Origin of the sequence: Burkholderia sp. AU27893, assembly GCF_002223205.1 — a bacterium.
Taxonomy (GTDB): domain Bacteria; phylum Pseudomonadota; class Gammaproteobacteria; order Burkholderiales; family Burkholderiaceae; genus Burkholderia.
Window position 1 is genome coordinate 1,895,379 of sequence record NZ_NKFD01000004.1, and the last position, 25,852, is coordinate 1,921,230.

General features: G+C 69.0%; 26 protein-coding genes and 1 riboswitch. Of the genes, 10 read left to right on the forward strand and 16 right to left on the reverse strand.

Translation table 11 applies throughout. The annotated features are described in order from the left end of the window. Nucleotides 1-52: 52 nt before the first annotated feature. From CFB47_RS28290 to CFB47_RS28305, 4 genes are all read right to left on the reverse strand, one after another. Nucleotides 53-1,321 carry an RNA polymerase sigma factor gene (locus CFB47_RS28290; protein WP_089443032.1) on the reverse strand — a complete coding sequence of 423 codons (1,269 nt, stop codon included), beginning with the start codon at nt 1,319-1,321 and terminating at the stop codon, nt 53-55. After that, on the reverse strand, nt 1,318-1,734 hold the full coding sequence (locus CFB47_RS28295; protein WP_089428049.1) for a VOC family protein: 417 nt from the start codon (nt 1,732-1,734) through the stop codon (nt 1,318-1,320). Before CFB47_RS28295 ends, CFB47_RS28290 begins: the two co-directional genes overlap by 4 nt. Before the next feature lie 42 nt (nt 1,735-1,776). After that, a complete protein-coding gene (locus CFB47_RS28300) occupies nt 1,777-2,196 on the reverse strand; it encodes a YciI family protein (protein WP_089457784.1) in 420 nt (139 codons plus the stop codon). Nucleotides 2,197-2,321: 125 nt separating this feature from the next. After that, nucleotides 2,322-2,675, reverse strand: a complete 354-nt coding sequence (locus tag CFB47_RS28305; RefSeq protein WP_089443035.1) for a YciI family protein — start codon at nt 2,673-2,675, stop codon at nt 2,322-2,324. Nucleotides 2,676-2,879: 204 nt separating this feature from the next. On the opposite strand from CFB47_RS28305, the gene CFB47_RS28310 reads away from it, so the two are divergent. From CFB47_RS28310 to CFB47_RS28325, 5 genes are all read left to right on the forward strand, one after another. Next, a complete protein-coding gene (locus CFB47_RS28310) occupies nt 2,880-4,745 on the forward strand; it encodes an ExeM/NucH family extracellular endonuclease (RefSeq protein WP_089462969.1) in 1,866 nt (621 codons plus the stop codon). A gap of 5 nt (nt 4,746-4,750) precedes the next feature. Then, the gene (locus tag CFB47_RS40750) at nt 4,751-5,044 is read left to right on the forward strand and encodes a hypothetical protein (protein WP_143330875.1); all 294 of its coding nucleotides are present in this window, start codon (nt 4,751-4,753) and stop codon (nt 5,042-5,044) included. Next, nucleotides 5,031-5,417 carry a YqjD family protein gene (locus tag CFB47_RS28315; protein ID WP_089428053.1) on the forward strand — a complete coding sequence of 129 codons (387 nt, stop codon included), beginning with the start codon at nt 5,031-5,033 and terminating at the stop codon, nt 5,415-5,417. Before CFB47_RS40750 ends, CFB47_RS28315 begins: the two co-directional genes overlap by 14 nt. Before the next feature lie 64 nt (nt 5,418-5,481). After that, nucleotides 5,482-6,066, forward strand: a complete 585-nt coding sequence (locus CFB47_RS28320; RefSeq protein ID WP_089443037.1) for a YSC84-related protein — start codon at nt 5,482-5,484, stop codon at nt 6,064-6,066. Between the two features lie 236 nt (nt 6,067-6,302). Beyond that, nucleotides 6,303-7,355: an AI-2E family transporter gene (locus tag CFB47_RS28325; RefSeq protein WP_039345329.1), complete on the forward strand. Its 1,053-nt coding sequence runs from the start codon at nt 6,303-6,305 to the stop codon at nt 7,353-7,355. Between the two features lie 43 nt (nt 7,356-7,398). Here CFB47_RS28325 and CFB47_RS28330 read toward each other — a convergent pair whose 3' ends face one another. The 6 genes from CFB47_RS28330 to CFB47_RS28355 form a co-directional block, all read right to left on the reverse strand. Further along, nucleotides 7,399-7,914, reverse strand: a complete 516-nt coding sequence (locus tag CFB47_RS28330) for a thioesterase (protein ID WP_089462970.1) — start codon at nt 7,912-7,914, stop codon at nt 7,399-7,401. Nucleotides 7,915-8,122: 208 nt separating this feature from the next. Beyond that, nucleotides 8,123-9,139: an NADP-dependent oxidoreductase gene (locus CFB47_RS28335; protein WP_089457781.1), complete on the reverse strand. Its 1,017-nt coding sequence runs from the start codon at nt 9,137-9,139 to the stop codon at nt 8,123-8,125. 37 nt (nt 9,140-9,176) lie between these two features. Continuing rightward, nucleotides 9,177-9,965, reverse strand: coding sequence for an SDR family oxidoreductase (locus CFB47_RS28340; RefSeq protein WP_059521513.1), 789 nt, complete (start codon nt 9,963-9,965; stop codon nt 9,177-9,179). 467 nt (nt 9,966-10,432) lie between these two features. Then, a complete protein-coding gene (locus CFB47_RS28345; RefSeq protein WP_089462971.1) occupies nt 10,433-11,023 on the reverse strand; it encodes a phosphatase PAP2 family protein in 591 nt (196 codons plus the stop codon). A gap of 81 nt (nt 11,024-11,104) precedes the next feature. Then, nucleotides 11,105-12,421 carry an Nramp family divalent metal transporter gene (locus CFB47_RS28350; protein WP_089462972.1) on the reverse strand — a complete coding sequence of 439 codons (1,317 nt, stop codon included), beginning with the start codon at nt 12,419-12,421 and terminating at the stop codon, nt 11,105-11,107. Between the two features lie 71 nt (nt 12,422-12,492). Beyond that, on the reverse strand, nt 12,493-13,422 hold the full coding sequence (locus tag CFB47_RS28355; protein ID WP_089462973.1) for a helix-turn-helix domain-containing protein: 930 nt from the start codon (nt 13,420-13,422) through the stop codon (nt 12,493-12,495). A 199-nt stretch (nt 13,423-13,621) separates the two neighbouring features. Between CFB47_RS28355 and CFB47_RS40755 the strand changes: the two genes are divergently transcribed. The 3 genes from CFB47_RS40755 to CFB47_RS28365 all read left to right on the forward strand — a co-directional run bounded on the left by CFB47_RS40755 (nt 13,622) and on the right by CFB47_RS28365 (nt 15,349). Then, nucleotides 13,622-13,867: a hypothetical protein gene (locus CFB47_RS40755; RefSeq protein ID WP_089443043.1), complete on the forward strand. Its 246-nt coding sequence runs from the start codon at nt 13,622-13,624 to the stop codon at nt 13,865-13,867. 52 nt (nt 13,868-13,919) lie between these two features. Next, complete coding sequence (locus CFB47_RS28360; RefSeq protein ID WP_089462974.1) at nt 13,920-14,843, forward strand: LysR family transcriptional regulator; 924 nt, start codon at nt 13,920-13,922, stop codon at nt 14,841-14,843. A 104-nt stretch (nt 14,844-14,947) separates the two neighbouring features. Continuing rightward, nucleotides 14,948-15,349: an OsmC family protein gene (locus tag CFB47_RS28365; RefSeq protein ID WP_011355890.1), complete on the forward strand. Its 402-nt coding sequence runs from the start codon at nt 14,948-14,950 to the stop codon at nt 15,347-15,349. 102 nt (nt 15,350-15,451) lie between these two features. Here the strand turns inward: CFB47_RS28365 and CFB47_RS28370 are convergent, their stop codons facing one another. After that, a complete protein-coding gene (locus CFB47_RS28370; RefSeq protein ID WP_089462975.1) occupies nt 15,452-16,333 on the reverse strand; it encodes a Dyp-type peroxidase in 882 nt (293 codons plus the stop codon). A gap of 489 nt (nt 16,334-16,822) precedes the next feature. Here CFB47_RS28370 and CFB47_RS28380 point away from each other — a divergent pair, with 489 nt between their 5' ends. Beyond that, nucleotides 16,823-18,685 (forward strand): ABC transporter ATP-binding protein, encoded by a 1,863-nt coding sequence (locus CFB47_RS28380; protein ID WP_089462976.1) that lies wholly within the window; start codon nt 16,823-16,825, stop codon nt 18,683-18,685. Between the two features lie 205 nt (nt 18,686-18,890). Beyond that, on the forward strand, nt 18,891-19,604 hold the full coding sequence (locus CFB47_RS28385) for a riboflavin synthase subunit alpha (RefSeq protein WP_089462977.1): 714 nt from the start codon (nt 18,891-18,893) through the stop codon (nt 19,602-19,604). A 13-nt stretch (nt 19,605-19,617) separates the two neighbouring features. Here the strand turns inward: CFB47_RS28385 and CFB47_RS28390 are convergent, their stop codons facing one another. From CFB47_RS28390 to CFB47_RS28410, 5 genes are all read right to left on the reverse strand, one after another. Then, the gene (locus CFB47_RS28390) at nt 19,618-20,229 is read right to left on the reverse strand and encodes a shikimate kinase (protein ID WP_256946761.1); all 612 of its coding nucleotides are present in this window, start codon (nt 20,227-20,229) and stop codon (nt 19,618-19,620) included. A gap of 70 nt (nt 20,230-20,299) precedes the next feature. Further along, nucleotides 20,300-21,550, reverse strand: coding sequence for a voltage-gated chloride channel family protein (locus CFB47_RS28395; protein ID WP_089462979.1), 1,251 nt, complete (start codon nt 21,548-21,550; stop codon nt 20,300-20,302). Between the two features lie 79 nt (nt 21,551-21,629). Next, nucleotides 21,630-21,736, reverse strand: a riboswitch (Fluoride riboswitch). Between the two features lie 71 nt (nt 21,737-21,807). After that, the gene (locus tag CFB47_RS28400; protein WP_089462980.1) at nt 21,808-22,827 is read right to left on the reverse strand and encodes a chemotaxis response regulator protein-glutamate methylesterase; all 1,020 of its coding nucleotides are present in this window, start codon (nt 22,825-22,827) and stop codon (nt 21,808-21,810) included. Further along, nucleotides 22,824-25,133, reverse strand: a complete 2,310-nt coding sequence (locus tag CFB47_RS28405) for a hybrid sensor histidine kinase/response regulator (RefSeq protein ID WP_089457772.1) — start codon at nt 25,131-25,133, stop codon at nt 22,824-22,826. Before CFB47_RS28405 ends, CFB47_RS28400 begins: the two co-directional genes overlap by 4 nt. After that, nucleotides 25,130-25,837: a chemotaxis protein CheW gene (locus CFB47_RS28410; RefSeq protein ID WP_089462981.1), complete on the reverse strand. Its 708-nt coding sequence runs from the start codon at nt 25,835-25,837 to the stop codon at nt 25,130-25,132. The genes CFB47_RS28405 and CFB47_RS28410 overlap by 4 nt, the downstream gene beginning before the upstream one ends. Nucleotides 25,838-25,852: the final 15 nt, after the last annotated feature.

Sequence of the window (25,852 nt, forward strand, 5' to 3'; positions counted from 1 at the left end):
GGCGCGCCGGGGGGGGTGCTCGGGTGCTCGGCATTCGCGCGTGCCGCGTGCGTCACGCGTCCGTCGCGCGCCTGAGCAGCAACTCGCGCTCGCGCTCGTTGCGCGTCAGTTCCGCCGCGCGGCGGAATTCGGCCTTCGCCTCGTCGGCGCGGCCCAGCTTCGCCAGCAGGTCGCCGCGCACGCTCGGCAGCCAGTGATAGCGCGCGAGCGCGGGATCGTCGCGCAGCGCGTCGACGAGTTCGAGCGCCGCGGCAGGCCCGAACGCCATCCCAACGGCCACCGCGCGATTCAGCTCGACGACGGGCGACGGTGCGACTTCGGCGAGCGCGTCATACAGCGCGACGATCTGCGCCCAGTCCGTATCCGACGCGTGGCGCGCACGTGCATGGCAGGCCGCCAGCGCGGCCTGCAGCGCATACGGCCCGCGCACGCCGCCGAGCTTCGTCGCCCGTTCGAGCGCCGCGAGGCCGCGCCGGATCAGCAGCGGATCCCAGCGGCTGCGATCCTGGTCGAGCAGCAGCACGGGCCGGCCCTGCGCGTCGGTGCGCGCATGCATGCGCGACGCCTGCAGCTCCATCAGCGCGACGAGCCCGAGCACCTCGCTCTCGTCCGGCGCCAGCCCGGCCAGCACGCGGCCGAGCCGCAACGCCTCGTCGCACAGCGCCGGGCGCGTCCAGTCGTCGCCCGAGGTCGCCGCATGGCCTTCGTTGAACACGAGATAGATCACTTCGAGCACCGACGCGAGCCGCGCGGGCCGCGCGTCGGCCGCCGGCACCTCGAACGGCACGTGCGCCGCCGCAAGCGTGCGCTTGGCGCGCACGATCCGCTGCGCGATCGTCGGCTCGGGCGTCAGGAACGCGCGCGCGATCTCGCCCGTCGTCAGCCCGCCGAGCAGCCGCAACGTGAGTGCCACGCGCGCGTCGGTCGACAGCACCGGATGGCACGACGTGAAGATCAGCCGCAGGAGGTCGTCGCCGATGTCGTCGTCGCTCGCGTCGGCAAGCGCCTCGGCGATGTCGGGGACGACATGCGCTTCGAGCGCGTCCATCTCGTGGCCGAGCTGGTCGCGCTTCGCCGCGTGGAGCGACTCCTGCCGGACACGATCGAGTGCGCGACGCTTCACGGCCGTCATCAGCCATGCGGCGGGGTTGTCGGGCACGCCGTCGACGGGCCAGTGCTCGAGCGCCGCGACGAGCGTGTCCTGCGCCAGCTCCTCGGCCACGCCGACGTCGCGCACCACGCGCGCGGCGCGCGCGATGATCTTGGGCGCCTCGATCCGCCAGACCGCTTCGATCGCACGGTGAGTCGCCTCACGCGTCACGACGCCTGCCCCTCGGCGGACGCGTCCAGCGGCATGGCCATCAGCTCCCATGCATGACCGTCCGGGTCGTCGAAACCGTGGCCGTACATGTTCGGGTACTCGCGCGGCGCCTGCGGCGCGGACCCGCCGGCCGCCAGCGCCTTCGCGACGATCGCGTCGACCTCGGCGCGGCTGTCGCACGACAGGCACGACAGGACCTGCACCTGCGTCGCCGGATCGATGATGGTTTTGCCGGTGAACGTCTGGAAGAACGGCCGCACGAGCAGCATCGCGAAGATCGTGTCGCTGATCTTGATGCAGGCGGCCTGGTCGTTGGTATAGGCCGGTACGACCTCGTAGCCGAGCGCCTGGTAGAACGCCTTCGAGCGCGGCAGGTCGGCCACCGGCAGGTTGATGAAGACCATCTTGTGCATGTCGGGTACTCCCGGTGAGGGTGGATTCAGGCGGGCAATCAGTCAGGCGCCGGTACGGCCGACGTGGAGTTCGCGGAACCGCTCGACCGCGTCGCTCGGCGTGAGGTCGTCGAGCTCGAACAGCGGCCGCACCTCGATCTCGCAATCCATCTCGGCGCCGAACGGCGCGGGGAACCGGCGCGTCCATTCGAGCGCTTCGTCGCGCGAACGCACCTGGATCAGCGTATAGCCGGCAATCAGTTCCTTCGTTTCGGCGAACGGGCCGTCGACCACGGTGCCCTTGCCGTCCTTGTAGCGCACGCGCCAGCCACGCGCGCTCGGCCGCAGCCCGTTCGCGTCGAGCAGCACGCCGGCTTTGGCCAGTTCCTCGTGATAGACGGTCATGGCCTCGACCAGCCGGTTGTCCGGCAACGCGTCGGATTCGCTGACGGCGTTCGCCCGGATCATGATCATGAATCGCATCGTTCACTCCTTGTCGTCGGTGGAAGGCAGCGCCGATTCATCGGCGCCTTATCCGGACGACGGCCGGCAGACGGCCGGATCGACATACTCCGCGACGTATCGGGGTAAATACTGAGTCGCGGCCTTCACAGGAAGCACGGACCGACCGCCCGCACCTCGACCGTGCACCACTGCGCGGCCGGGCACTGGCGCGCGATCTCGATCGCTTCCTCGCGCGTGTCGACGTCGACGAGGAAGAAGCCGCCGACCATCTCCTTCGCTTCCGCGAACGGGCCGTCGAGCAGGCGCGTCTCGCCGTCGCGCACCTGCACGCGCGTCCCGCGCTCGGCGCGCTCCAGCGACTCGACGCCGCGCAGCACGCCGCGCGCCTTCAGCGTCTCGGCGAAATCGACCATCCGCGCGTACAGCGCCTGACCTTCGTCGAGTGTGCGTTCGGCGCGCTGCTCGGTCGGCTCGACTATCAACAGCATGTAAGACATGGACGACTCCTTAGGGAACGGGGCGCGGCAGCGCTCGCTGCGCGATCGGGATGCGCCGGCCGATGCAAAAGCGTAGCAGCCGCCGCGCGGCTTGCATCGTCGGCCGATCGGCATCTGGCCGGACGGCCATTTCCGCCGCTTCCAGACATTTTGCCGTCAAGATGCCTTCCCGAACCGTCGGATTGTCTTCCTGTGGACCGCCCCATGTCACACCTGCTTGTGCCGCTTGCCGTTGCACCATTCATCACCGTCGCCGCGCTCGCCGCCCTTCCTGCCCGGCCGGCCTCGGCCGCGCCGCCGGTCAGCGCCGGCTGTGGCGGCGCAACCACGCCGATTGCCGACCTTCGCGGCGCCGGCGGCCCGTCGACGCTGGCGGGGCAAACGACCTCGATCGAAGCGGTCGTCACCGCGGCGTTCGGCGGCGCCGACGGCCTCGGCGGCTTCTTCGTCCAGCAGGCCGACGCGCAGCGACGGCACCGGCCGGGCGTCCCTGAAGGCGTGTTCGTGTACGCGCCGAGCGCGCGCGCGCAGGCCGGCGATCGCGTGCATCTCACGGGCCGCGTCGACGAGCGTTACGGCCGGACGCAATTCACGCTGTCGGGCGGCGTGACCGTCTGCGCGCGCGGGCAACAGGTCACGCCAGCCACGCTCACACTGCCCGTCGCCACCCCAGCGGTGCTGGCCGCGCTCGAAGGCATGCGGGTGCGCCTGCCGCAGACGCTGACGGTCAGCGATACCCACGAACTCGGCCGCTACGGCAGCGTCGTCATCAGCCACGGCCGGCTACGCATCCCGACCCACGTCGCTCCGCCGGCCGAGGCCGCCGCGATCGCGACCGCCAACGCACGCAACCGCATCGTGCTCGACGACGGCTCGGCCCGCCGCGATCCCGCGACCGTGCGCTATCCGCCGCCCGCGCTAAGCGCTGCCAACACGCTGCGCGCGGGCTACACGGTACGCGGCATCGAAGGCGTGCTCGAGCTGCGCTACGGCGCGTGGCGGCTGCAACCGGTCGCCGGCGCGGCGCCGGTGTTCGATGCCGCGACGAACCCGCGCACCGAGGCGCCGGTCCGGCACCCGGACGCCGACGTGCGCATCGTGTCGTTCAACGTTTTCAACTATTTCAACGGCGACGGGCGCGGCGGCGGTTTCGATGCCCCGGCCAACCGCGGTGCGAAAACGCCCGCCGCGTTCGCGCGACAGGAGGCGAAAATCGTCGCGGCGTTGCGCGCGCTGCGTGCCGACGTGATCGGGCTGGTGGAAATCGCGAACAACGGCCACGGTGAAACAAGCGCCGTACGCCGTCTCGCCGCGCAACTCGGCGACGGCTGGCGCGCGGTCGAGCCCGGCACCGCGCGCCTCGGTCGCGATGCGATCGCAGTCGCGCTGCTGTACGACAGCCGCACGGTCGAGCCGGCCGGGCGCGCCGCGACCGTCTCACTCGGCGGCCGGCACCGCCCACCGCTCGCGCAGACATTCCGGCGCACCGGCGGCACGCGCGCCTTCACGGTCGCGGTCAATCACCTGAAATCGAAGAACTGCCCGAACGCGACCGGCGCCGATCGCGACCAGTCGGACGGCCAGGGCTGCTGGAATGCGGCGCGCACGCGAGCCGCCGCGCGCGTCGCCGACTGGCTCGCCACGTCGCCGACCGGCGCCACGGCCGATGGCGTCCTGCTGATCGGCGACCTGAACAGCTACGCGCAGGAAGACCCGGTGCGCGCGCTCGAATCGCGCGGCTACGCGAACCTGGTGGCCCGCTTCGTCGGCGATGCTGCGTACAGCTACGTATTTCGCGGCGAAGCGGGCAGCCTCGACCACGCGCTGGCCACGCCGGCGCTCGCCGCGCGCGTGAGGGGCGTACACGTCTGGCACATCAACGCCGACGAGCCGGCCGCCCTGCAACCGTTGCCTGATTACAAAACGGCCGCGCAACGGTCGATTTATTACGCACCCGACGCGTACCGGTCGTCGGATCACGATCCCGTCGTGATCGACGTCGCGCTTGACGATGGCGGCGCGCCGGCAGCCCCGGGCACGAACCATGCTTCTCGATCAATGGTCGATTAGTGCATTTGCATCACCACAAGGCCTGCAACGGCACTATTTACCTGGTGGCCCGGGTGACGCGATATTTACCGGGCTTTCACTGCGTATCGCAGCCCGATACGCCGCTTCGCCCGGAACGCGAATTTTTTTCAATCGCCGCGCAGCCCCGTGCGGCGGGGCTGCGCGGCGATCCTGCAGACAAATTGAAAATTTGTCTCGAAACAAAATCGGGCCAAGTGAATCACACAGGTTGCTGGGATTCGTCTTATCTTCAAATTTGCCTTGAATCGAAGGAGGATAAACACCATGGCGCTCACTGACTCGATCGAACACAAGCTGGACCGCGGCCTTTCCGACATTCGTCGCACGGGCCGGCGCGTGGGACGCACGACGCGCTCGGCCGCCCGCGACCTGCATGACGACGTCACCGACGATCTGCGCGGGCTGGTCGACGAACTGGAAGATCTGCTGAAAAACGACGGCGACGGCGATATCGCCGCGCTGCGCAAGCGCGTGCAATCCAAGCTGGATGAAGCGCGCGGCGCACTCGACCATGCGTCGGGCAGCGCGGCCGCCCGGCTGCGCGATTCGGCCGAACGCGTGTCGCAGGTCGTGCAAGACAACCCGTGGCAAACCGCCGGCGTCGTCGCCGGCCTCGCGTTCGTTGCGGGCCTGCTCCTTGCCCGCCGTTGAGCGGAGCCGGCCGCCACGCGCCCGCCCCGTCCGTCCTCAATCAGACAAACGAAGGAGAAACGCCATGCAGAAGACCTTTGCCATGAAAGCCGCCGCCGCCGTCCTGCTCGGCAGCCTCGCGCTCGCCGGTTGCACGACCACCCCGGACAAACCGGAAGGCGCCGCGGCCAGCGCGTCGAAGCGCCAGTCGATCGACGCCAGCGTCAACGCGACGCTGTCGCGCCTCTATTCGACGGTGCCGGGTTCGCGTGAACTCGTCGCGAAATCGCGCGGCGTGCTCGTGTTCCCGAACGTGCTGCAGGCCGGCTTCATCGTCGGCGGCCAGTCCGGCAACGGCGCGCTGCGCGTCGGCGGCAGCACGGTCGGCTACTACAACACGTCGTCGCTGTCGGTCGGCCTGCAGGCCGGCGCGCAGTCGAAGGCGATCGTGTTCCTGTTCATGACGCAGGATGCGCTCGACTCGTTCCGCAAGTCCGACGGCTGGGCCGCGGGCGCCGACGCGTCGGTCGCGGTCGTGAAGGTCGGCGCGAACGGCGCGGTCGACTCCAACACCGCCACCGCCCCGGTCCAGGTGCTGGTCCTGACCAACGCGGGCCTGATGGGCGACCTGTCGGTGAACGGCACCAAGGTCACGAAGCTCAATATCTGACGATGCGGCACGCGGCGTCACGCCGCGTTTGCTTCCCGGCAGCGCCGCGGCCCCGGCCGCGGCGTTTTCGTATGGGCCGCGCGCAGCGGCTATGATGGCGGCGCCTTTGCGGGCATACTCCGCTTCGGGCCGCCCTGCGTCGCATTTCGCCGCGAACCCGTGACGATCGGGAACCGATCGCGCGCGGGGCAACGAGATTCAATCAAACCACGCATCAATCTGCGCGAACGTCATCCATGGAAAGCGGACACGACCACCAAAAATTCTTCTATTTCCTGCTGGCCGCGGTCACCGTCGGACTCTGCTGGATCCTCGCGCCGTTTTCCGGAGCCGTGTTCTGGGGCACCATTCTCGCGATCCTGTTCCAGCCCGTGCAGCGCTGGCTCGCCGCACGCTTCGGCAAGCGGCGCAACCTGGCCGCGCTCGTGACGCTGTCGCTGATCGTCCTGATCGTGATCCTGCCGCTCGTGTTCGTCGCCGCGACGCTCGTGCAGGAAATCGCGTACGTGTACCAGGAGCTCAAGGACGCCCAGCCGAACTATTCGCAGTATTTCCACGACATCATTCATGCGCTGCCGACGTCGATCCAGAACCTGCTGCAGAAATACGGACTGACCAACATCCCGGGCATCCAGAAGAAGCTGACCGACGGCGCCGCGCAAATCAGCCAGTTCGCGGCCACCCAGGCGCTCAGCATCGGCCAGAACACGTTCCAGTTCGTCGTGAGCTTCGGCGTGATGCTGTACATGGTGTTCTTCCTGCTGCGCGACGGCGGCGAGATCGGCCGCCGCGTGCGCCGCGCGCTGCCGCTCGACGAGGAGCACAAGAACCTGCTGCTTGCGAAGTTCACGACCGTCGTGCGCGCAACGGTGAAGGGCAACATCGCGGTCGCGCTCGTGCAGGGCGCGCTCGGCGGCCTGATCTTCTGGATTCTCGGGATCGAGGGCGTGGTGCTGTGGGGCGCGCTGATGGCGTTCCTGTCGTTGCTGCCCGCGATCGGCGCGAGCCTCGTCTGGGTGCCGGCCGCGCTCTACTTCCTGATGATCGGCGCGGTCTGGAAGTGCGTGATCCTCGTCGCGTTCTGCGTGGGCGTGATCGGCCTCGTCGACAACCTGCTGCGCCCGATCCTCGTCGGCAAGGACACGAAGATGCCCGACTGGGTCGTGCTGATCTCGACGCTCGGCGGGATGGCGCTGTTCGGCATCAACGGCTTCGTGATCGGGCCGCTCGTCGCCGCGCTGTTCATGGCGAGCTGGGACATCTACGCGCGCGCCGAACAGGGCGAATGACGCATCGCGTGGCCGTGTGCCACGCACCTGCCGGCAAGCGCCGTCACGGATGGCGAATGCGGATCACGACGGGCGCCTCGGCGCCCGTTGCTTCATCCGCCGCCAGCGTCATCACGCCACCATACGGGCCCACGCGATACGTGCGGCCCGATACCAGCGGCACGCTTCGCTCGCCGTGCGCATCGCGCCACGTTGCCCGCACACGCGAAGCGACTTCGGGCGAGAGCCGCGCACCGTCGGGCCCGACCAGCGCCACCTGGGCGCCCGGCAATCGCCGGCCATGGGCATCGAATCGCAGCGTTGCCGCCGCCCCGCCGTTCGCCATCTCTCGTCCTTCGACCACCTCGCCCGAGCGCGCGTCGAGCGTCACGTCGTAGAGATCGACGAGCGCGCCCGTGAACCGTACGATGCCGTCCGACGCGGCATGCCCGGCCGCCACCGCATTCGACATCGCGAACGCCGCGCCAAGCCCGATTGCGATCTGCCGCACGGCACCGGCGCACCGCACCGATCGATTGCGCATCGCCACCGATGCCGCCCGCTTCGCGTCGTTTCGCATGTTCCCTCTCCTCTTCCGCGTGACCAGAAAAAAAGGCGGCGTGACGCGTCGGTCACGCCGCCTGTCTGCTGGCAATCACTTTAGGGAGAGACGTCCGGACAATATATGGGACTAGTCCGAAACTAATGCACGGTTGTTCGAACGCACCGCGTTCGGCACCCGCTCGCGGCAGCGTACGAACGGCATTGCACGCTGCGCGTCGGGCCGGTCACGCGCCGGGATCGACGCGCAGCACGAGCTTGCCGCGATGGTCGCCGTCGAACAGGCGATTCAGCACGTCGGGCGCGTTCTCGAGACCGTCCGCGACCGTCTCCTCGGCCTTGAGCCGGCCGTCGCGCAGCCAGCCCGCGAGCGTCTGCACGGCTTCACGGCTCTTGCGATAGTCGAGGATCAGGAAGCCGCGCATCGTCAGCCGCTTCGAGATCAGCACGCCGACGTCGTCCGCCGCGCGCCCGCTGTTGTAGTTCGAGATCACGCCGCACAGCGCGACGCGCCCGCCGATCACCATCCGCGACAGCACCGCGCGCATCACCTCGCCGCCGACGTTTTCGAAGTTCACGTGCACGCCGTCCGGCGTCGCCGCCTTCAGTTGCTCGCGGAAATCGTCGGCCTTGTAGTCGACGGCCGCGTCGAAACCGAGCGTCTCGGTCAGGTAGCGGCACTTGTCCGCGCCACCCGCGATGCCGACCACGCGTGCGCCGTGGATCTTGCCGATCTGCCCGGCGATCGAGCCGACCGAGCCCGCCGCCGCCGATACCACGAGCGTCTCGCCCGGCTGCACCGGCGCGATATCGGTCAGCCCGTAATACGCGGTCAACCCGCTCATCCCGCACGCGCCGAGCAGCGTCGGCAGCGGCAGGCCCGACGCCGCGGGCAGCTTCACGAGCTGCGCGGCCTGGTCGGCCGGCACGACCGCGTAATCCTGCCAGCCGACGAGCCCCTGCACGAGATCGCCTTCCGCGAACCCCGCGTTGCGCGACGCCACCACGCGCCCGATGCCGAGCGCGCGCATCACCTCGCCGATCGCGACGGGCGGCAGGTACTGCGGCACGTCGCTCATCCACACGCGGTTGGTCGGGTCCATCGACAGATACAGCACGCGCACGAGCACCTCGCCGTCGGCGAGCGCCGGCACCGGCGTCTCGACGAGCGAAAAGTGTTCGCGGCCGACCCGCCCTTCCGGGCGCGTCTTCAGCAGCAGTTGGCGGTTCACGGGTGTGGACACGATGTTCTCCTCCGGTCGTAGTGGTTCGGGATGCGCGTCAGACCGCGCACATGCCGCCGTCGATCACGAGTTCGGCGGCCGTCACGAAGCGGCTCTCGTCGGATGCGAGATACACGGCCGCGTGCGCGACGTCGTCCGGCTCGCCGAGCCGGCGCAGCGGAATGCCGCGCGCGAGCTTGCGCGTCGCGTCGCGTTCGCCGAGCGACTGGAACAGCGGCTCGACGATCCCCGTGCGGATGAACGCCGGGTGAATCGAGTTGCAGCGCACGTCGATCTCGCGGCGCGCGCAGTCGATCGCGACCGACTTCGTCAGCGACGCGACCGCCGCCTTCGACGCGTTGTACGCGGTGAAATCCGGCTCGACCTTGAACGCGGCGACCGACGAGATGTTGATGATCGACGCGGGATGGCTTTCGGCCAGATACGACAGCGCGTGCTTGCAACCGAGCACGATGCTCTCGACGTTGATCGCCATCACGCGCCGCCATTCGTCCAGCTCGATCTGCGCGGGCGAGCCGATCGAGCCGACGCCCGCGTTGTTGACGAGCACCGACAGCCCGCCCATCGCGTCGACCGCCTGCGCGAGCAGCGCCTGCCAGCGCGCTTCGTCGCGCACGTCCTGCGTCGCGGCGAACGCGACCGGCGTCGCATGGCCCGCGTTGAGTTCCTGCGCGAACGCGTCGAGCACCGCCGCGTCGGCGATGTCGGTCACGAACACGCGCGCGCCCTGCTCGACCATCCGGCGCGCGATCGCGCGGCCGAGGCCGCCCGCGGCGCCCGTGATGTATGCGCACTTGCCGGCAAGGCGCGAAGAAACGACTGTCATGTGACCTGCTCCTATCGTGAATCGTCGTCGCGGAACGCTGCCGCGACGGGTGGGCCGTGCCTGTTCCGGCCGACGCGGGCCGGTCGACCGTGCCTCGACATCACGAGGCGCCGCACGGTTTCGACGAGTATATCGAGATGGACCTGACGCGGGCCGGACGTGCCGGGCAGCCTGCCCCGGTTGAACGACAGCCAGCGTACGCGAATGCCGCCAATCGATGAAATGAATAATCGTTATGCCCAGTCATAGACTCTGTTCATGACCTTAGCGGGTCGGCGCGCAGGCGTGGGTCGGTGGCACGCGCGAATCATGCGGACCGGGCGGATCGTTGATTCAGGCAATGACGAAGCGCGGCGTTCCGCGCGGACGCGAATGCACTGAGGAAGATGAGCGGTGTGGAATCGTGCAACCGCCGGGCGAATGCCGGCGGCAAGAAAGCGGCGCCGGGGCGCCGCGACCGGCTACCGTCAGAATCCGTCGCCGGACGGCGCGCGCACGAACGCGCAGAGTTGCGGCGAATGGGTGTCGATCATCTGCTGGAACGGCGCACGGTGCCCGTACGCGATGCCCGACACGAGCAGCAGGCAGACGGCCGCGACGCGCGGCGAGAAGGCACGCTGCCGCGCGCTGTCGTAGCCGCGCAGGAACACCAGCGCGACCAGCGCGCCGAGCATCCAGCCGACGATCACCTCCGGCACGGTGTGCGAATGATCGAACACGCGCGCGACGGCCGTGAGCGCGCCGACGGCCAGCCCGGCGGCGATGCCGGGCGCCTTGCCCGGCCGGAACGCCTGCCACAGCATCGACAGCGCGACGGTCCACACGGACGTCGACAACATCGTGTGGCCGCTGATCACGCGGAAATCGAATTGCGGCAGCTCGATGCCGCACCCGGCATAGAGGATCTTGGTGGCGCCGACGAGGCCCATGCCGGCGGCGAGCAGCACGCCCCAGCGGACGGCGAGGCGCCAGTCGGTCAGCGCGAACCACGCCGCGCAGGTCAGCGCGATCGGCAAGGTCAGCGCGGCATCGCCGATGTTGCTGATTTCACTCCACATAACGGACTTCGGACGACGATCGAAAGGCCGCAGTTTACCGCATGCGCGCCGTGCGACTGTGTCAGCCTGTGTCAGGCTGTATCAGCCCGCGACACCGGTAATCAGCAGCAGGTTCGTGCCGGTGATGACGACGAACAGCGCCCACGCGGCGATCTGCATCCCGCGCCCGATCGTGTGCTCGCCCATCGTGTTGCGATCGCTGACCGAGCGGATCAGCGGCCACATCGCGAACGGCAGCTGCAGGCTCAGCAGCACCTGGCTCCACACCAGCAGTTGCCCCACCGAGCTGTCGCCGAGCCACAGCACGCCGATCAGCGCCGGTACGAGCGCGAGCCCGCGCGTAATCAGCCGGCGCTGGTAGCACGGGATCTTCGTATGCAGGAAGCCGTCCATGATCACCTGGCCGGCGATCGTGCCGGTCAGCGTCGAGCTCTGCCCCGACGCAAGCAGCGCGACGCCGAACAGCAGTGCGGCCGCGCCGCCGGCGATCGGCGTAATCAGGTGGTAGGCCTGCTCGATGTCGGTCACGTTGTGCTGGCCGGTCGCATGGAAGGCCGCGCCCGCGACGACCAGGATCGCCGCGTTGACGAGCATCGCGACGAACAGCGACACGCAGGTATCGATGCGCACCAGCGCAAGCGTGTCGCGGATCATCCCGCGCGTGCCGCCGACCACGTGCCGCGTCTGCACGACCGACGAATGCAGGTACAGGTTGTGCGGCATGATCGTCGCGCCGACGATGCCGAGCGCGAGCACGATCGCGTCCTTGCGGTCGTGGCCCGGATCGCCCGGCACCAGCCCGCCGACCACCGCGTGCCAGTCGGGCGGCGTGATCGCGACCTGCGCGACGAAGCAGAACGCCATCGTCGCGATCAGCGCGAGCACGATCGCTTCGATCTGCCGGAACCCCTTGCCCTGCAGGCCGAGCACGATCACCGTGTCGAGCGCGGTCAGCACGATCCCCCACGCGAGCGGTACGCCGAGCAGCAGCTTGAACGCGAGCGCGCAGCCGAGGACTTCCGCGATGTCGCACGCGATGATCGACACTTCGGCGGTCACCCACTGCACGATGCGGCCGAAGCGGCCATAGCGGTCGTAGCTGGCCTGCGCGAGATCCCGGCCGGCGACGAGGCCGAGCCGCGCCGCGAGCATCTGCAGGAAGATCGCCGCGAGGCTCGAGAACGCGACGACCCACAGCAGCGAATAGCCGAACTGCGAGCCGGCCTGGATGTCGGTCGCCCAGTTGCCGGGATCCATGTAGCCGATCGCGACCAGCAGGCCGGGGCCGAAGAAGCGCTTGAGCTTCTGCCAGCGCGGCGCGGCGGCATCGATCGTGATGCTGCCCTTGACTTCCGACGGGCAGAACGGGGCGGTGGCGGTGGTGGGGAGGAAGGACATGGAAACCGGGGCTCGAGATCGGGACAGGACGATTCTACGGGTATCCGCCCGATTTTCTCCCGCGCGGCCTGTCACGCGGCGCGATGCCCCTCGGTGCCGTCGCCGGCCCCCTCGCCCGCATCGGCCGGCCTCGCGCCACGGGTGAGGATCCTTTCGCGCTCGGCGATGCGAAATTCGGTCGGCGACATCAGCATGCGCTGGCGAAACAGCTTCGCGAGCCGCTCGCCGCTGCCGAACCCGGTGCGGCGCGCGACCTTGTCGGCCGGCAGCGTCGTGTGGACCAGCATGTGGCACGCGCGCTCGAGCCGCACGTGCTGGACGAATTCGGTCGGCGTCACGCCGATTTCCTTCTTGAAGCGCCGCAGAAAGTTGCGCTCACTCATCGCGGCGGCCTGGGCCGCGTTCGCGATCGAGATGCGGTTCACGCTCTGCGCGCGCAGCCGCTGCGCCGACATCCGGATCGACGGGCTCGCGCTCAGCTCGCGAAAGGCCCACATCGACTGCGCATAGCGCTGCTCGACCGGCCGCAGCAGGTTGCTGGCGATCTCCTGCGCGGCAATGTCGCCGAGTTCGACGCGGAACATGTCGAGCACGGTGGCGAACACGTCGGTTTCGCCGGCCTGCAGCTCGACCGTCGCGGCGATCCGTCGCCCGCCCCGGCCGGCCCGCCCTTCGAGCGCCGCCGACGGACGCTGCATGGCCGCGAGCGTGGGCAGGTCCGTCCCGTCGACGATCCAGCGCGCATGACGGCGAATGTCGGCGAGGCGACGCTGCAATGCGTCGTCCCAGTTGACGACCGCGCGGTCACCGTGAAGATGAAAGAACGCGAGCGCGCGGCGGCCGTGCTCGTCACCGAGCGGATCGGCCGCGATGCTCACGCCGGAGGACGACTGCACCAGCCCCCCGCTTTCGGATACGTACTTCAACTGGTAGTCAGCACTGTATGCGTGCAGGCGATTCGCCAGGTTGAAAGCCTCGCCAAGACGCGCGGCCTGGGCCAACGAAAATCCCGTACTCAAATAGATAACGACCCATCTCTGATCTGCTGCATTCACTGGCCAAGCCCCCGACTTGTTCGACTTCTTCTAATACCGTCGAACTGTCAGGCTTATATTTGGTTTGAATGCGTGCGACAGGACGGCTATCCCGAAATATGAAGCGACGGCATCTTAGCCGAACGGGTCGCGCCTTTGGCGCGAAATGGCCGACGTGGACAGCATGATGGCGGATTACTACAGGCTGTCACGGTTTGCCGGCGGCCCTCTGTGGAATTGCCCGGCCGATATCGCCCATTATTACGATTGCATGCAGCGCAATCCGCGCATTTCATTGCGACTTATTGCGTCGGATATCCGGATAAATGCACAACCGAATATCGGCTCGAACGATATCGACTCGTATCCCGTGCCATCGATCGCCACGCAGGAAAGCCCGCCGTATCCGTAGCCTGCGCATCCTTTAGAATCGGTCCACCCTTCACCACGCCCCCCCGCGCCCCGTGCCCGCCGATCACCGCCTCGACCTGAACCTGTTTCGCGTGCTCGACGCCGTCTACGTGCATGGCGGCATCGGCGCGGCCGCCCGCGCGTTGCACCTCACGCAGCCGGCCGTCACGCACGCGCTCAACCGGCTGCGCGCGCATTTCGACGATCCGCTGTTCGTGCGGCAGGGCAACCGGGTCGTCGCAACCGAACGCACGCGCACGATCATCGCGGACGTGCAGCTGCACCTGAAGGGCCTGCAAGGCACCGCGCGCGCGCCGTCGGCATTCGATCCCGCGACGCTCGACCTGAGCATCGCAGTCGGTATTCGCGACGTGCTCGAATCGATCGCGCTGCCGCGGATCGTCGCCGCGTTCGCCGACGAAGCGCCCGGCCTGCGGCTCGTGAGCCGCCGCATCGCGGTGGCCGACATCGAGCGCGAACTCGCCTCGGGCAATCTCGATCTCGCCGTCGATCGCCGCGTGCCGACCGGCCCGCGCATCGCCACCGAACACCTGCTCGACGATTCGCTCGTCGTCGCGCTGCGCGGCGATCATCCGCTTGCGCACGAGCCGCTGCGGCGCGGCGACTATTTCGCGGCGCGGCATGTCGCGGTGTCGTCGCTCGGCGAGCCGCAATCGCTCGACGTGCTGCTCGGCAACGACGGCCGCTTCCGCGATATCCGGCTCACCTGTCAGCACTATTTCGCCGCCTGCCAGATCGCCGCGACCGGCGACCTGCTGGTCACGCTGCCGCACACTTATGCATTGCGGATGGCCGCGCTGCTGCCGATCGTCGTGCGGCCGCTGCCGTTGCGGCTCAAGCCGTTCCCGCTCCTTGCGTACTGGCACGAATCGCGCGACGCCGATCACGCACACCAGTGGGTGCGCGAACGTATCGCCGCGCTCGTGCGCAGCAGCGCCAGCGTCACCGACGCCTAACCGCGCGGCGCACGCCGTCCCGATCGGGGCGGTATGCTGGCGGCTGCGCGCCGCCACGCGGCGCCCGCTTCCCTTTCCTTCTTTCCGCTGACCGGAGACTTGCCATGTCGCTCATCCATGCCGCCGCCGTCCTCGACGCCGATGCACCCGACTACGTCGTCCAGCTGCAGGCCGGCACGCACGCGTTGACCGGCGACGAAGCGCCCCGCGAAGGCGGCCAGGATCGCGGGCCGGCGCCGTACGAGTTCGTGCTGGCCGGCCTCGCGCAATGCACGGCCGCGACGCTGCGCATGTACATGCAGCGCAAGACGTGGCCGGCCACGCGCATCGACGTGCGCACCGAGCTGCATGCCGATCGCGACGGCACGCAGTACGTGCGCCGCGTCGTGACGCTCGACGGTCCGCTCGATGAAGCGCAACGCCAGCGCCTCGCCGAAATCTGCGAGAAAACGCCGGTCACGCAGTTCATCAAGCGCGGCACGCGGATCGACACGACGTTGAACTGACACGCCACGCACGCAAGCACACCGCGCACGATCGCCGCGCAAAAGGAAACGGGGGGCCGCGCACGATGCGCGGCCCCCCGTTGCGTCGAACCCGTCAGGCGCTTACAGACCGAGCGCGGACAGGTCGAGCTTGTCGTCCTTCAGCGGCGGGCACCAGAAATACGCGCCCGTCAACGGCCGCGTGAAGCGGAACAGGCCGTCGACGATCCCGTCTTCCGCGCCGCTCATCCGGCGCATCTGCACGTCGAACGCGCGGAACGAGCAGCCGAACGCGACGAAGTAGAGGCCCGCGCGACGCGCGTCCGCCCACGGCGACGAACGGCGCAGCATGAACGCCTCGGGCTCGAAGCTTTCCTGCGCGGTGCGCTTCACGTGCGCGAACTCGGGTGCGTCGTCGAGCTCTTCGTTGTCCGAGCGGCGGCGCCCGATGATGTTGTCCATGTCGCCCGACGGAATGCGTTCCATCTGGTCGAAGTCGTGCAGCCATTGCTGGATCGCGACGAAGCTCGCGCCGTCGAGCCCCGCGCCCTGCCCCGTCACGATCGCCGCGGCCACCGCGTCGTCGCCTTCCGGGTTCTCCGTGCCGTCCTCGTAGCCGGACAGGTCGCGATCGTTCGAATAGCGGAAGCCGTCGACCGCGTCCTGCAACGCAAACGCCGGCGCCAGCGCGCGTTCGATCGCCCGTGCGCGCAGCACGATCTCGCCGCGGTCGTCGCCGCGCAGCCAGACCCACACGTCGGCCGGCGTCGCCGGCAGCGTGCGGTCCTTCACCGCGAACGCCGGGAATTCGGTCAGGCCCGGCACCGGGCGCCCAAGGTACGCCGCCAGCGCATGCCCGAACCCGACCACCGTGTCGCGTCCGTCGACGATCTCGCGCAGCGCGGCCAGCGCCGCCGCCACATTGCCGTCATTCGACATCGTGAAAGTGAGGTATCGGGCCGCCGAATCGATCGGGGTCAGGATGCCTTGCTGAACGTCGCTCATCGTTTCCTCAGGAATGTATCGTGGTGAATCTGCGAGGGCCGCGGCAGCCTGCGCCGCAGACGCCGAAGTGTCAGCGGCGCGCGTGCCGGCCCTTGCGCTGCCGCAGTGCGGAAGGCCGCAAAAGAAGGGCCGAAACCCTGAATACTAACCGTATCGACGCTGCAACGCCGCATTCGTCAGACGTTGCGGCGCGCCCGACACTGCTGATAGAATCTTTTCACGTCGTTTCGGCGTCCTTTCAACCGTTCACTTCAGGGGAGGTGCAGATGTTCCGAATGCCAGCCACCTTCCCGAACGTGGTCCCACGGCGCAGCTGATCCAGCCCGCCGTCCGCGCCGGCTCCCGAGTTTTCCGCTAACCCGTCAGCCGCGCCGTTTCCCGACAGCCCGTTTCGTATTCCACCCGCGATTTTCGCGCGGCCTGGCTGTTGCGTTTTCGATGTTCTCCGAACCGGAAAGTCCCGTCGCGCGATGCGCCGGGCAACGATAAATGACCAGAAAAACCTCCCGTCTGGGCGGCCAGGCATTCCAGGCCGTCTTCGGCTTTACCTTCCGCTACTGGCGCAAGCAGCCGGCGCGCACCGCCACGGTCGCGAGCCTTGCGCTGCTCGCCGCGCTCGCCGACGTGCTCACGCCGCTGTTCGCGGGCCGACTCGTCGACGCGCTGTCGACCGGCCTGACCGACCGCGCCGCCGCGTGGCATGCCGCGCTCGTCGCGTTCGGCACGCTCGCGGCGCTCGGGCTCGGCGCGACGGTGCTGCGGCAAGGCGTCTACCTGAACATCATCACGCTCACGTTGAAGATGATGAGCGAGATCGCGGCCGCGTCGTTCCATCGCGTGCAGCGCTTCTCCACCGACTGGCACGCGAACAGCTTCGCGGGCTCGACCGTGCGCAAGATCACGCGCGGGATCTGGGCGCTCGACCTGCTGAACGACACCGTGCTGATCGCGCTGCTGCCGTCGGTCACGATGCTGGTCGGCGCCACCGTGCTGCTCGGCACGCACTGGCCCGTGATGGGGCTCGTCGTCGGCGCGGGTTCGCTGCTGTACATCACGGTGACGGTGGCCGTGTCGCTCGGCATCGTCGCGCCGGCCGCGCGGCTCGGCAACCTGTGGGACACGCGCATGGGCGGCGCGCTCGCCGATGCCGTGAGCTGCAACGCGGTCGTGAAGGCGTTCGGCGCGGAAACCCGCGAGGAAGCGCGGCTCGCGCGCGTGATCGGCAAGTGGCGGCAGCGCACGCGCCGCACGTGGGTGCGCGGCACGCTCAACGGCGGGTTGCAGGGCGCGATGCTCGTCGCGATGCAGGCCGCGATGATCGGCGTCGCGCTGCGGCTGTGGGCGAACGATGAAGCGAGCGTCGGCGACATCGCGTTCGCGCTGACGATGTTCTTCATGCTGCAGGGCTACCTGCGCGACGTCGGCATGCACATCCGCAACCTGCAGCGCTCGGTGAACGACATGGAAGAACTCGTCGCGCTCGAACGCCAGCCGCTCGGCATCGACGATCGTCCCGGCGCGCCGGCGATCCGGATCGGGCAAGGCGAGATCCGCTTCGAGCACGTGACGTTCCGCTACGGCAACCATCCGGTGCCGCTGTACGACGACTTCTCGATGCGCATCGCGCCGGGCGAGCGCGTGGGCCTCGTCGGCCACTCGGGATCGGGCAAGACGACGTTCATCAAGCTGATCCAGCGCCTGTACGACGTGTCGGGCGGCCGCATCACGATCGACGGCCAGGACATCGCGCAGGTCAGGCAGGATTCGCTGCGCAGCCAGATCGCGATCGTCCAGCAGGAGCCCGTGCTGTTCCACCGCACGCTGGCCGAGAACATCGCGTATGCGCGCCCCGATGCAAGCCGGGCCGACATCGAGCGCGCCGCGCGGCTCGCCAGCGCGCACGACTTCATCGCCACGCTGCCGGACGGCTATGACACGCTCGTCGGCGAACGCGGGATCAAGCTGTCGGGTGGCGAACGCCAGCGGGTCGCGATCGCGCGTGCATTCCTCGCCGATGCGCCGATCCTGATCCTCGACGAAGCGACGTCGAGCCTCGACAGCGAAAGCGAGCTGCTGATCCAGCAGGCGATGGAGCGGCTGATGGTCGGGCGCACGACGCTCGTGGTCGCGCACCGGCTGTCGACCGTGCGCGCGCTCGACCGGCTGCTGGTGCTCGATCGCGGCAAGGTGATCGAGGAAGGCAGCCACGACGCGCTGATCCGGATCGAAGGCGGCATCTATCGCCGGCTGTTCGAGCGGCAGGCGCTGGAGCTGGCGAAGGGGCTCGCCGATTCGCCACGGCGCACCGCGGACGACGATGCCGGGCCGCTGGGCGAGCCGGCCGAGGCTTGATGCAAGCGTGTCAACGCGCGCCGGCGGTGCGGTCATCGCCGCCGGCGCGCGTCGATAAACGGATCCGGATCGAGGCCGTGCCAGGTGCACGGCCTTTTTTACGTCCGCGCGTCAGGCCCGCCGCCCCGGCGCCGCGCGCCGAGGAGTGCCCTTTTCCGGTATCCCGTATCATGTCGACCAGGAAATTTGCGACTAGGGATCGACCATGTTTACAGGAATTGTCCAGGGCGTTGCCACCATCAAGCGCATCGCCGATCACGGGGAACTGAGAACCTTCAGCATCGAATTCCCGGAGCGCTTTACCGACGATATCGAGATCGGCGCCAGCGTGTCGGTCGACGGCGTCTGCCTGACTGTGACGACCATCCATTCGCCGGAGCTGATCGACTTCGACGTGATGCTGCCGAGCCTGCGGATCACCACGCTGGCCGATCTCACGACGGGCGCGCACATCAACGTGGAGCGCGCCGCGAAAGACGGCGCGGAGATCGGCGGGCATCCGCTGTCCGGCCACGTGGATTTCACCGGGACCATCCGGCATATCGCGGTGTCCGAACACAACCGGATGGTGCGCATCGGCGTGCCGGAGGCGTTCAAGCGATATGTGTTCGCGAAGGGCTATATCGCGATCAACGGCTGCAGCCTGACGGTGTCCGACGTCAACCGCGACGAAGGCTGGTTCGATGTCTGGCTGATTCCCGAAACGCGCCGCGCGACGACCTTCGATGCGAAGGGCGTCAACGACACGGTCAACATCGAGATCGAGCGCAGCACGCAGGTGGTCGTCGATACGATCCGGGAAGCGGTCAAGGAGACGCTCGGCGAACTGAACGGTGTCGTCACCGCGTTGCTGGCGGAGAAGGGCATCGACATCGAGGAGTTGCTCGCGCGGAACGTCGCGAAGCTGCCGAAGGTGTAACGGAGCGGGAGTTTCAGATCCGTCGCCGAAGCATCGGGATTAGCCGCCCGTCCACGACCGGATCCGGACGGCCTTCACTCGACGGCATCGACGCCACGATAAAGCGTTCGATGTCGGCCGCCACGTGTTCGGGTGGGCCGTCGCTCTCAAACCGCCTGCAGTTGAGGCGCATGAACGCGGGGAACCGATCGCGGATCTTGCGCATCTCGTCGGCTTCATTCGCATTCAGATACGGCCGGGACATTTGCCGGCCCACGATCAGTTTCGCGCAGCGTTCGGGATCGAACGAAGGCAACAGGAGCGCAGTGAACCGGTCCGCCTCGATGCAATGGCGAAGCGCGGGATAGGCCGGCGCGACATCGGCCGGATACAGCATGAAACCGGACGAAACCGCGCAGATCGTGGGCGCCGACATGTCGCGCTTGAGTTGCTCGTACAGCCGTATGTTGTGCGACGCGTACTCGACATAGCCGCGGTCCCGGATGAAGTCGGCGATGTTCCCGTGCGCGGCCAGGAAGCATTGATCCACGTCGACGAACCGCCAATTCAGGCGTGCCGCGAACATCGCCCCGACCGTGGTCTTGCCGGCGCCGCCCGGCCCGATCAAATGTACCAGCAACGACACGCCCTCCGTCCGACATCGGATGCGTCACGTTCCCGGAGGAACCGCGACGAACCTGCCTTCTGCGCCCGCATCACTCCGCTTCGGCCGGCGCCCCCTTCCCCACGGCCACTCGCTGCGACCGGTAAATCCCCGCGTGCCCTGAAAACAGATAAGCGACGACGCACGCGACGATCGCATACACGCCGATATCCGCGCCGAACAGTTCGATGGCCATGATCGTCGACGCGATCGGCGTGTTGGCCGCGCCGGCGAACACCGCGACGAAGCCCAGCCCCGCGAGCACGGGCACCGGCAATGCCAGCACCTGGCCGAGCGCGTTGCCGAGCGTCGCGCCGATGTAGAACAGCGGCGTCACTTCGCCACCCTTGAACCCCGACGCGAGCGTGACGACGGTGAACGCGAACTTGCCCGCGAAATCGTAGAGCGGCAGCGGGCCGTGGAACGCGGCCTCGATCGTCGGGATGCCGAGGCCGAGATACTGCGGCACGTTCAGCGCGGTGGCGGCCGCAGCCACCAGCAGACCGCCGAGCACCGGCTGCAGCGGCTGCAGCGGCGCATAGCGGACCACGCGCCTGAACCAAGCGGTCAGCGCATGCGTCGCAAACGCGAACAGCCGCCCGACCACGCCGAACGCGATGCCCGCGACGACCGTCACGGCCAGCCCGGTCGCCGACACGGCCGGCACGAACGGAATCGCATAGGCCGTGTGATGCACGCCCCACGCGCGGCAGACGACGTCCGCGACGATCGCCGATGCCACGCAGGTCAGCAGCGCGTCGTACCGCACGCGTCCGATCGCGAGCACCTCGAGCCCGAACACGGCGCCCGCGAGCGGCGTGCCGAACACCGATGCGAAACCGGCCGCGATGCCGCCCATCAGCAGCACGCGGCGATGCTCCCGATCGAGACGGAACACCTGCGTGACGCGGTCGGCGAGCGCCCCGCCCATCTGCACGGCCGTGCCCTCGCGCCCGGCCGAGCCGCCGAACAAGTGCGTGACGACGGTCGCGACGAGCACGAGCGGCGCCATCCGCTTCGGCACGAGCGCCTTCGGGTCGTGAATCTCGTCGATCAGCAGGTTGTTGCCGCGCGCGACGGACTGGCCGAAGCGATGGTAGATCCAGCCGGTCGCGAAACCGGCGGCCGGCAGCCCCCACAGCAGCCACGGATGCGCGACGCGCGTGCCGGTCGCCCAGTCGAGCGCGATCAGGAACAGGGCGGAAGCCGTGCCGGCCAGCGCGCCAAGCAGGGCCGAGAGCGCGAGCCAGCGGCACACATAGCGCACGGTCGCGAGAAGATCGGCAGAAGTCGTGAAAAACATGATTTCCAGATTCGACGGAGCATCAAAACCTGGGCGGCGGAAACCCGCATGGACGGCCTGCGACCTCCTGACGACCCAGGAACACGCAGGCATCATCAGCCGGGCGAACCGGCGGTTGAGGGCCGCACCGTGCGCGACAACGCGCCGGGTACGACCGCAGGGAGGCATGCCATCTCCGCTGGCCGCCATTGTACGCGACGCCCCGCGCCGCCCGCAATGCGGCCACGGCACGGCGCCGCGCCCGCCCCTGGGCGCAGTCAGTCGCGCAGCGGGCGCGTGATGCGCGAGATCAGCTGGGGCGCGATCCGCTCGAGCGGCAGGATCGCCGACGCCGCGCCGATCGCCGCGGCCGCCTTCGGCATCCCGTAGACGGCGCTGGTCGCCTCGTCCTGCGCGATCGTGTAGCAGCCCTTCGCGCGCATCGCCTTCAGGCCGAGCGCGCCGTCGCGCCCCATGCCCGTCAGCAGCACGCCGAACGCCTCGCCCTGCCAGCCGTCGGCGACGCTGTTGAAGAACACGTCGATCGACGGCCGGTACGGCGTCTCGACCGGATGCCGCGTATAGCCGAGCACCCCGCGCGGCGACAAGGTCAGGTGATCGTTGGTCGCCGCGAGCAGCACCTCGCCGGCCTGCGGCATGCTGCCCTGCCGCGCGACGCGCACCGGCAGCCGCGTATAGCCGTCGAGCCACTCGGCCATCCCGAGCGCGAACGCCTGGTCGACGTGCTGGACGATCACGATCGCCGCCGGAAAATCGGCCGGCAGCGCCCGCAGCAGCGCGGTCAGCGCGGTCGGCCCGCCCGCCGACGCACCGATCGCGACGAGCGTCGGCTGGCCGCGCTCGGGCGTCGGCCCCGGCGGCACGAGCGCCGCGCTGCGGCTTTCGAGCAGCCGGCCGATCTGGTCGATCTTCGCGAGCAGCGCCTGCGGCGACGCATCGGTCGACAGACCGAGCGCGAGCGTCGGCGTGTCGACCGCGTCGAGCGCGCCGGCGCCCATCGCCTCGTACACCGACGACGTGTTCGCGCTGACGCTCGCCGTCACGATCAGGATCGCGCACGGCGCGCGCGCCATGATCCGGCGCGTCGCGGCGACGCCGTCGACCTTCGGCATCACGAGATCCATCAGCACCACGTCGGGCGGATGCGCAACGCAGAAATCGACCGCCTCGTCGCCGTCGGTCGCGACCCACAGCACGCGGTGGTCCGCGCGCAGCGCGATCACGCGGCGCAGCGCCTCCACGGCCAGCGGCAGGTCGTTGACGATGCCGATGTTCATCCTCGCGCGTCCCCGATCAGGTCGTGCACGGCGTCGAGCAACGCCTCGTCGTGGAAGCTGCTCTTCGCGAGGTAGTAGTCGGCGCCCGCATCGAGCCCGCGACGGCGATCCTCGTCGCGATCCTTGTACGACACGATCATCACCGGCAAGCGCTTGAGCATCGGATCGCCCTTGATCAGCGTGACGAGCTCGATGCCGTCCATGCGCGGCATGTCGACGTCCGTGACGACGAGATCGAACGCATCGCTGCGCACCGCGTTCCAGCCTTCCATCCCGTCGACCGCGACCGTCACGTCGTAGCCGCGCTTCTCCAGCAGCTTGCGTTCGAGCTCGCGCACCGTCAGCGAATCGTCGACGACGAGCACGCGGCGGCGCCGGTCGGCGAGCGCGAGTTGCGGATCACGCGTGAGCCGCGCGAGCTGGCCGCCGCGCACGAGCTTGTCGACCGAGCGGATCAGGTCCTCGACGTCGACGATCAGCACCGGGTCGCCGTTCTCGAGCAACGCGCCGGCCGCGATGTTCTGGATCTTGTGCAGGCGGCTGTCGAGCGGCTGCACGACGAGCATTCGCTCGCCGAGGAAGCGGTCGACCGCGACGCCGTACAACTCGGGCTCCCCGCCGACGACCACGACCGCCGTGCTCGTGCGCGCGACGTCGGGCTCGCCCGCGTCCAGCAACTGGTGCGCGGCGACGAGGCCCGCGCGCCGGCCGTCGAACGGGAAATGCGGCTGCCCTTCGAGCACGTCGATGTCGTCGTGCGCGAGTTCGAGCGTGCGGCGCACGTGTGCGAGCGGAAACGCATACGGCTCGCCGCCCACTTCGACGAGCAGGCTGCGGATCACCGACAGCGTGAGCGGCAGCTGCAGCACGAAGCGCATGCCCGCGCCCGGTTCGTTGAAGATCCGCACCGCGCCGCGCACGCCGCGCACCATCTCCTGCACCGCGTCGAGGCCGACGCCGCGGCCCGACACGTCGGTCACCGCATCGCGCATCGAGAAGCCGGGCAGCAGCAGGAATTCGAGCAGCTCGGGATCGGACAGCCGCGCGGCCGTCTCGTCATCGGTCAGGCGCTGGCGCACGACGGCCGCGCGCAGCGCGTCCATGTCGACACCGGGCCCGTCGTCGATCACGCTGACCAGCAGCGAGCCGGCGCTGTGGCGCGCCTCCAGCGTCACGCTCGCCTCGGCCGGCTTGCCGCGCGCCCGCCGTGCGTCCGGCGAATCGACACCGTGATCGATCGCATTGCGCAGCAGGTGGCCGAGCGGCGCGTCGAGCAGGTCGAGGATGTCGCGATCGACCTGGGTGCCCTCGCCGACGATCGAGAAACGCACCTGCTTGCCGAGCGAGCGCGCGAGATCGCGGACGATGCGCGGGTACGCGCGCGTCGCGTCGCCGAACGGCCGCATCCGGCACTGCAGCGCTTCGTCGTACAGCTGCTCGGCGATATGCGTGCTGCGCCGCTCGAAGCGGTCGAATTCGTCCATGCGCTCGGCGAGCGATCGCTGCAGGTCGTTGAGCATGTGCCGCACTTCGTTCATCGACGCGAGCATGCCCGCGTCGAGATCGTCGGCGAATTGTTCGTACATCAAATCGAGCGACCGCGCCGCGTCGCGCTGGGCGCGCTTCACGCGCAGCATCGATTCGGCGAACGGCTTGAGCCAGCGCGATTCGACCAGCGATTCGCCGGACAGGCTCAGCAGCCGGTTCAGCGTATCCGCACGCACGCGGCGCATCGCGCCGGCGCCGGCCACGCGGCCGGCCTGGGCCGGATCGGGCACGCCGCCCGATACCGCAAGCGGCGGCACCGCGGCGCTGGCCCCGACGGGTTCGTTCGCGGCGCCGTCGTGCTCCCGAAACGGGACGACCGACGGCGGCACCGGCGGCGGGACCGCGGCCGCCGCCTGCATCGCCTGCGCGCCGTCGGCGCCGGTCAGCGCGGCCGCGAACACGTCGATCTCCGTCTGCGTGACGGGCTGCCCTTGCGGATCGCCGACGCGCACCAGCAGATCGACGCCCGCCAGCAGCACGTCGACGTGCGTGGCCGTCAGCGCGATCGTACCGGCCTGCGCGGCAACGAAGCACTCTTCCATCCGCCCCGCGATGTCGACGCCGAGCGGCACGCCGACGATGCGCGCGGCGCCCTTCAGCGAATGCGCGGCGCGCATGCATGCCTCGAGCGCGACGGAATCGGGTTCGCCCGATTCGAGCGCGAGCAGCCGCTCGGACAGCGCCTGGGTCTGCGTGCGCGTCTCCTCGCGATACAGCTCGAGCAGCGACAGGTGGCTCAGGTCGTCATCGCCGCTCATCGCATGCTCCGTGTGACTGCGTCGAACAGGCGGTCGTCGTCGAGCAGGCCCACCGACTTGCCGCGCCATGACAGCACGCCGCGCGACAGGCCGGCGCTCGCGCGCCCGACCGTCGCCGGCACGGGCACCCAGTCGGCGGCGCCGAAGCGCAGCACGCCCTCGACTTCGTCGACCGGAAACACGACCGGCTCGCCCTGGTGCGCCGCCACCAGCAGCCGCGTGAAGCGGTCGTCGTCACCGCCGTTGCCGCCCTTGCCGGCATCGAGGCCGAGCAGCGCGCCGATCGAGATCGCGATGCGCAGCGTGCCGCGGATGTTGACCACGCCGCGCACGGCCGAATTGCGCCGATGCGGCAGCGAATGGATCGGGCGCGTGCCGGCAATCTCGCGCAGCACGCCGATCGGCAGCGCGAGCCATTCGTCGGCCACGCGGAACGCCAGCGCCGCGTGGTGCGTATCGGCATCGGCGTCGTGCACGTGCGGCGCACCGGGTGCGCTCATCCGGCGCGTGGTGTCGGCCATCTCGGCGCGGTCGAGCGGGCGCTCGAGCAGCTTCGCCGCGTGATACGCGTACACCGGGCAGTTCAGGCAGCGCAGGCAGTCGTTCAGCCGCTCGCACGTACGGTCGCCGCGCGTGCCGATCCGGTTCCAGCAATCGTCGACGTCGATCGTCGTCTCGTCAATGGCAGCGGCGGCGCGGTTCATGGATTCCTCTGGTCA

Excerpts from the sequence above, each read along its gene's own strand:
- CFB47_RS28350 (WP_089462972.1), bottom strand. The coding sequence starts at position 12,421 with ATGTCCTTCCTCCCCACCACCGCCACCGCCCCGTTCTGCCCGTCGGAA.
- CFB47_RS28315 (WP_089428053.1), top strand. The coding sequence starts at position 5,031 with ATGGCGCTCACTGACTCGATCGAACACAAGCTGGACCGCGGCCTTTCC.
- CFB47_RS40755 (WP_089443043.1), top strand. The coding sequence starts at position 13,622 with ATGGCCGACGTGGACAGCATGATGGCGGATTACTACAGGCTGTCACGG.
- CFB47_RS28370 (WP_089462975.1), bottom strand. The coding sequence starts at position 16,333 with ATGAGCGACGTTCAGCAAGGCATCCTGACCCCGATCGATTCGGCGGCC.
- CFB47_RS28400 (WP_089462980.1), bottom strand. The coding sequence starts at position 22,827 with ATGAACATCGGCATCGTCAACGACCTGCCGCTGGCCGTGGAGGCGCTG.
- CFB47_RS28295 (WP_089428049.1), bottom strand. The coding sequence starts at position 1,734 with ATGCACAAGATGGTCTTCATCAACCTGCCGGTGGCCGACCTGCCGCGC.
- CFB47_RS28325 (WP_039345329.1), top strand. The coding sequence starts at position 6,303 with ATGGAAAGCGGACACGACCACCAAAAATTCTTCTATTTCCTGCTGGCC.
- CFB47_RS28300 (WP_089457784.1), bottom strand. The coding sequence starts at position 2,196 with ATGCGATTCATGATCATGATCCGGGCGAACGCCGTCAGCGAATCCGAC.
- CFB47_RS28310 (WP_089462969.1), top strand. The coding sequence starts at position 2,880 with ATGTCACACCTGCTTGTGCCGCTTGCCGTTGCACCATTCATCACCGTC.
- CFB47_RS28320 (WP_089443037.1), top strand. The coding sequence starts at position 5,482 with ATGCAGAAGACCTTTGCCATGAAAGCCGCCGCCGCCGTCCTGCTCGGC.
- CFB47_RS28305 (WP_089443035.1), bottom strand. The coding sequence starts at position 2,675 with ATGTCTTACATGCTGTTGATAGTCGAGCCGACCGAGCAGCGCGCCGAA.
- CFB47_RS28410 (WP_089462981.1), bottom strand. The coding sequence starts at position 25,837 with ATGAACCGCGCCGCCGCTGCCATTGACGAGACGACGATCGACGTCGAC.
- CFB47_RS28330 (WP_089462970.1), bottom strand. The coding sequence starts at position 7,914 with ATGCGAAACGACGCGAAGCGGGCGGCATCGGTGGCGATGCGCAATCGA.
- CFB47_RS28385 (WP_089462977.1), top strand. The coding sequence starts at position 18,891 with ATGTTTACAGGAATTGTCCAGGGCGTTGCCACCATCAAGCGCATCGCC.
- CFB47_RS28405 (WP_089457772.1), bottom strand. The coding sequence starts at position 25,133 with ATGAGCGGCGATGACGACCTGAGCCACCTGTCGCTGCTCGAGCTGTAT.
- CFB47_RS28365 (WP_011355890.1), top strand. The coding sequence starts at position 14,948 with ATGTCGCTCATCCATGCCGCCGCCGTCCTCGACGCCGATGCACCCGAC.
- CFB47_RS28380 (WP_089462976.1), top strand. The coding sequence starts at position 16,823 with ATGACCAGAAAAACCTCCCGTCTGGGCGGCCAGGCATTCCAGGCCGTC.
- CFB47_RS28340 (WP_059521513.1), bottom strand. The coding sequence starts at position 9,965 with ATGACAGTCGTTTCTTCGCGCCTTGCCGGCAAGTGCGCATACATCACG.
- CFB47_RS28395 (WP_089462979.1), bottom strand. The coding sequence starts at position 21,550 with ATGTTTTTCACGACTTCTGCCGATCTTCTCGCGACCGTGCGCTATGTG.
- CFB47_RS28345 (WP_089462971.1), bottom strand. The coding sequence starts at position 11,023 with ATGTGGAGTGAAATCAGCAACATCGGCGATGCCGCGCTGACCTTGCCG.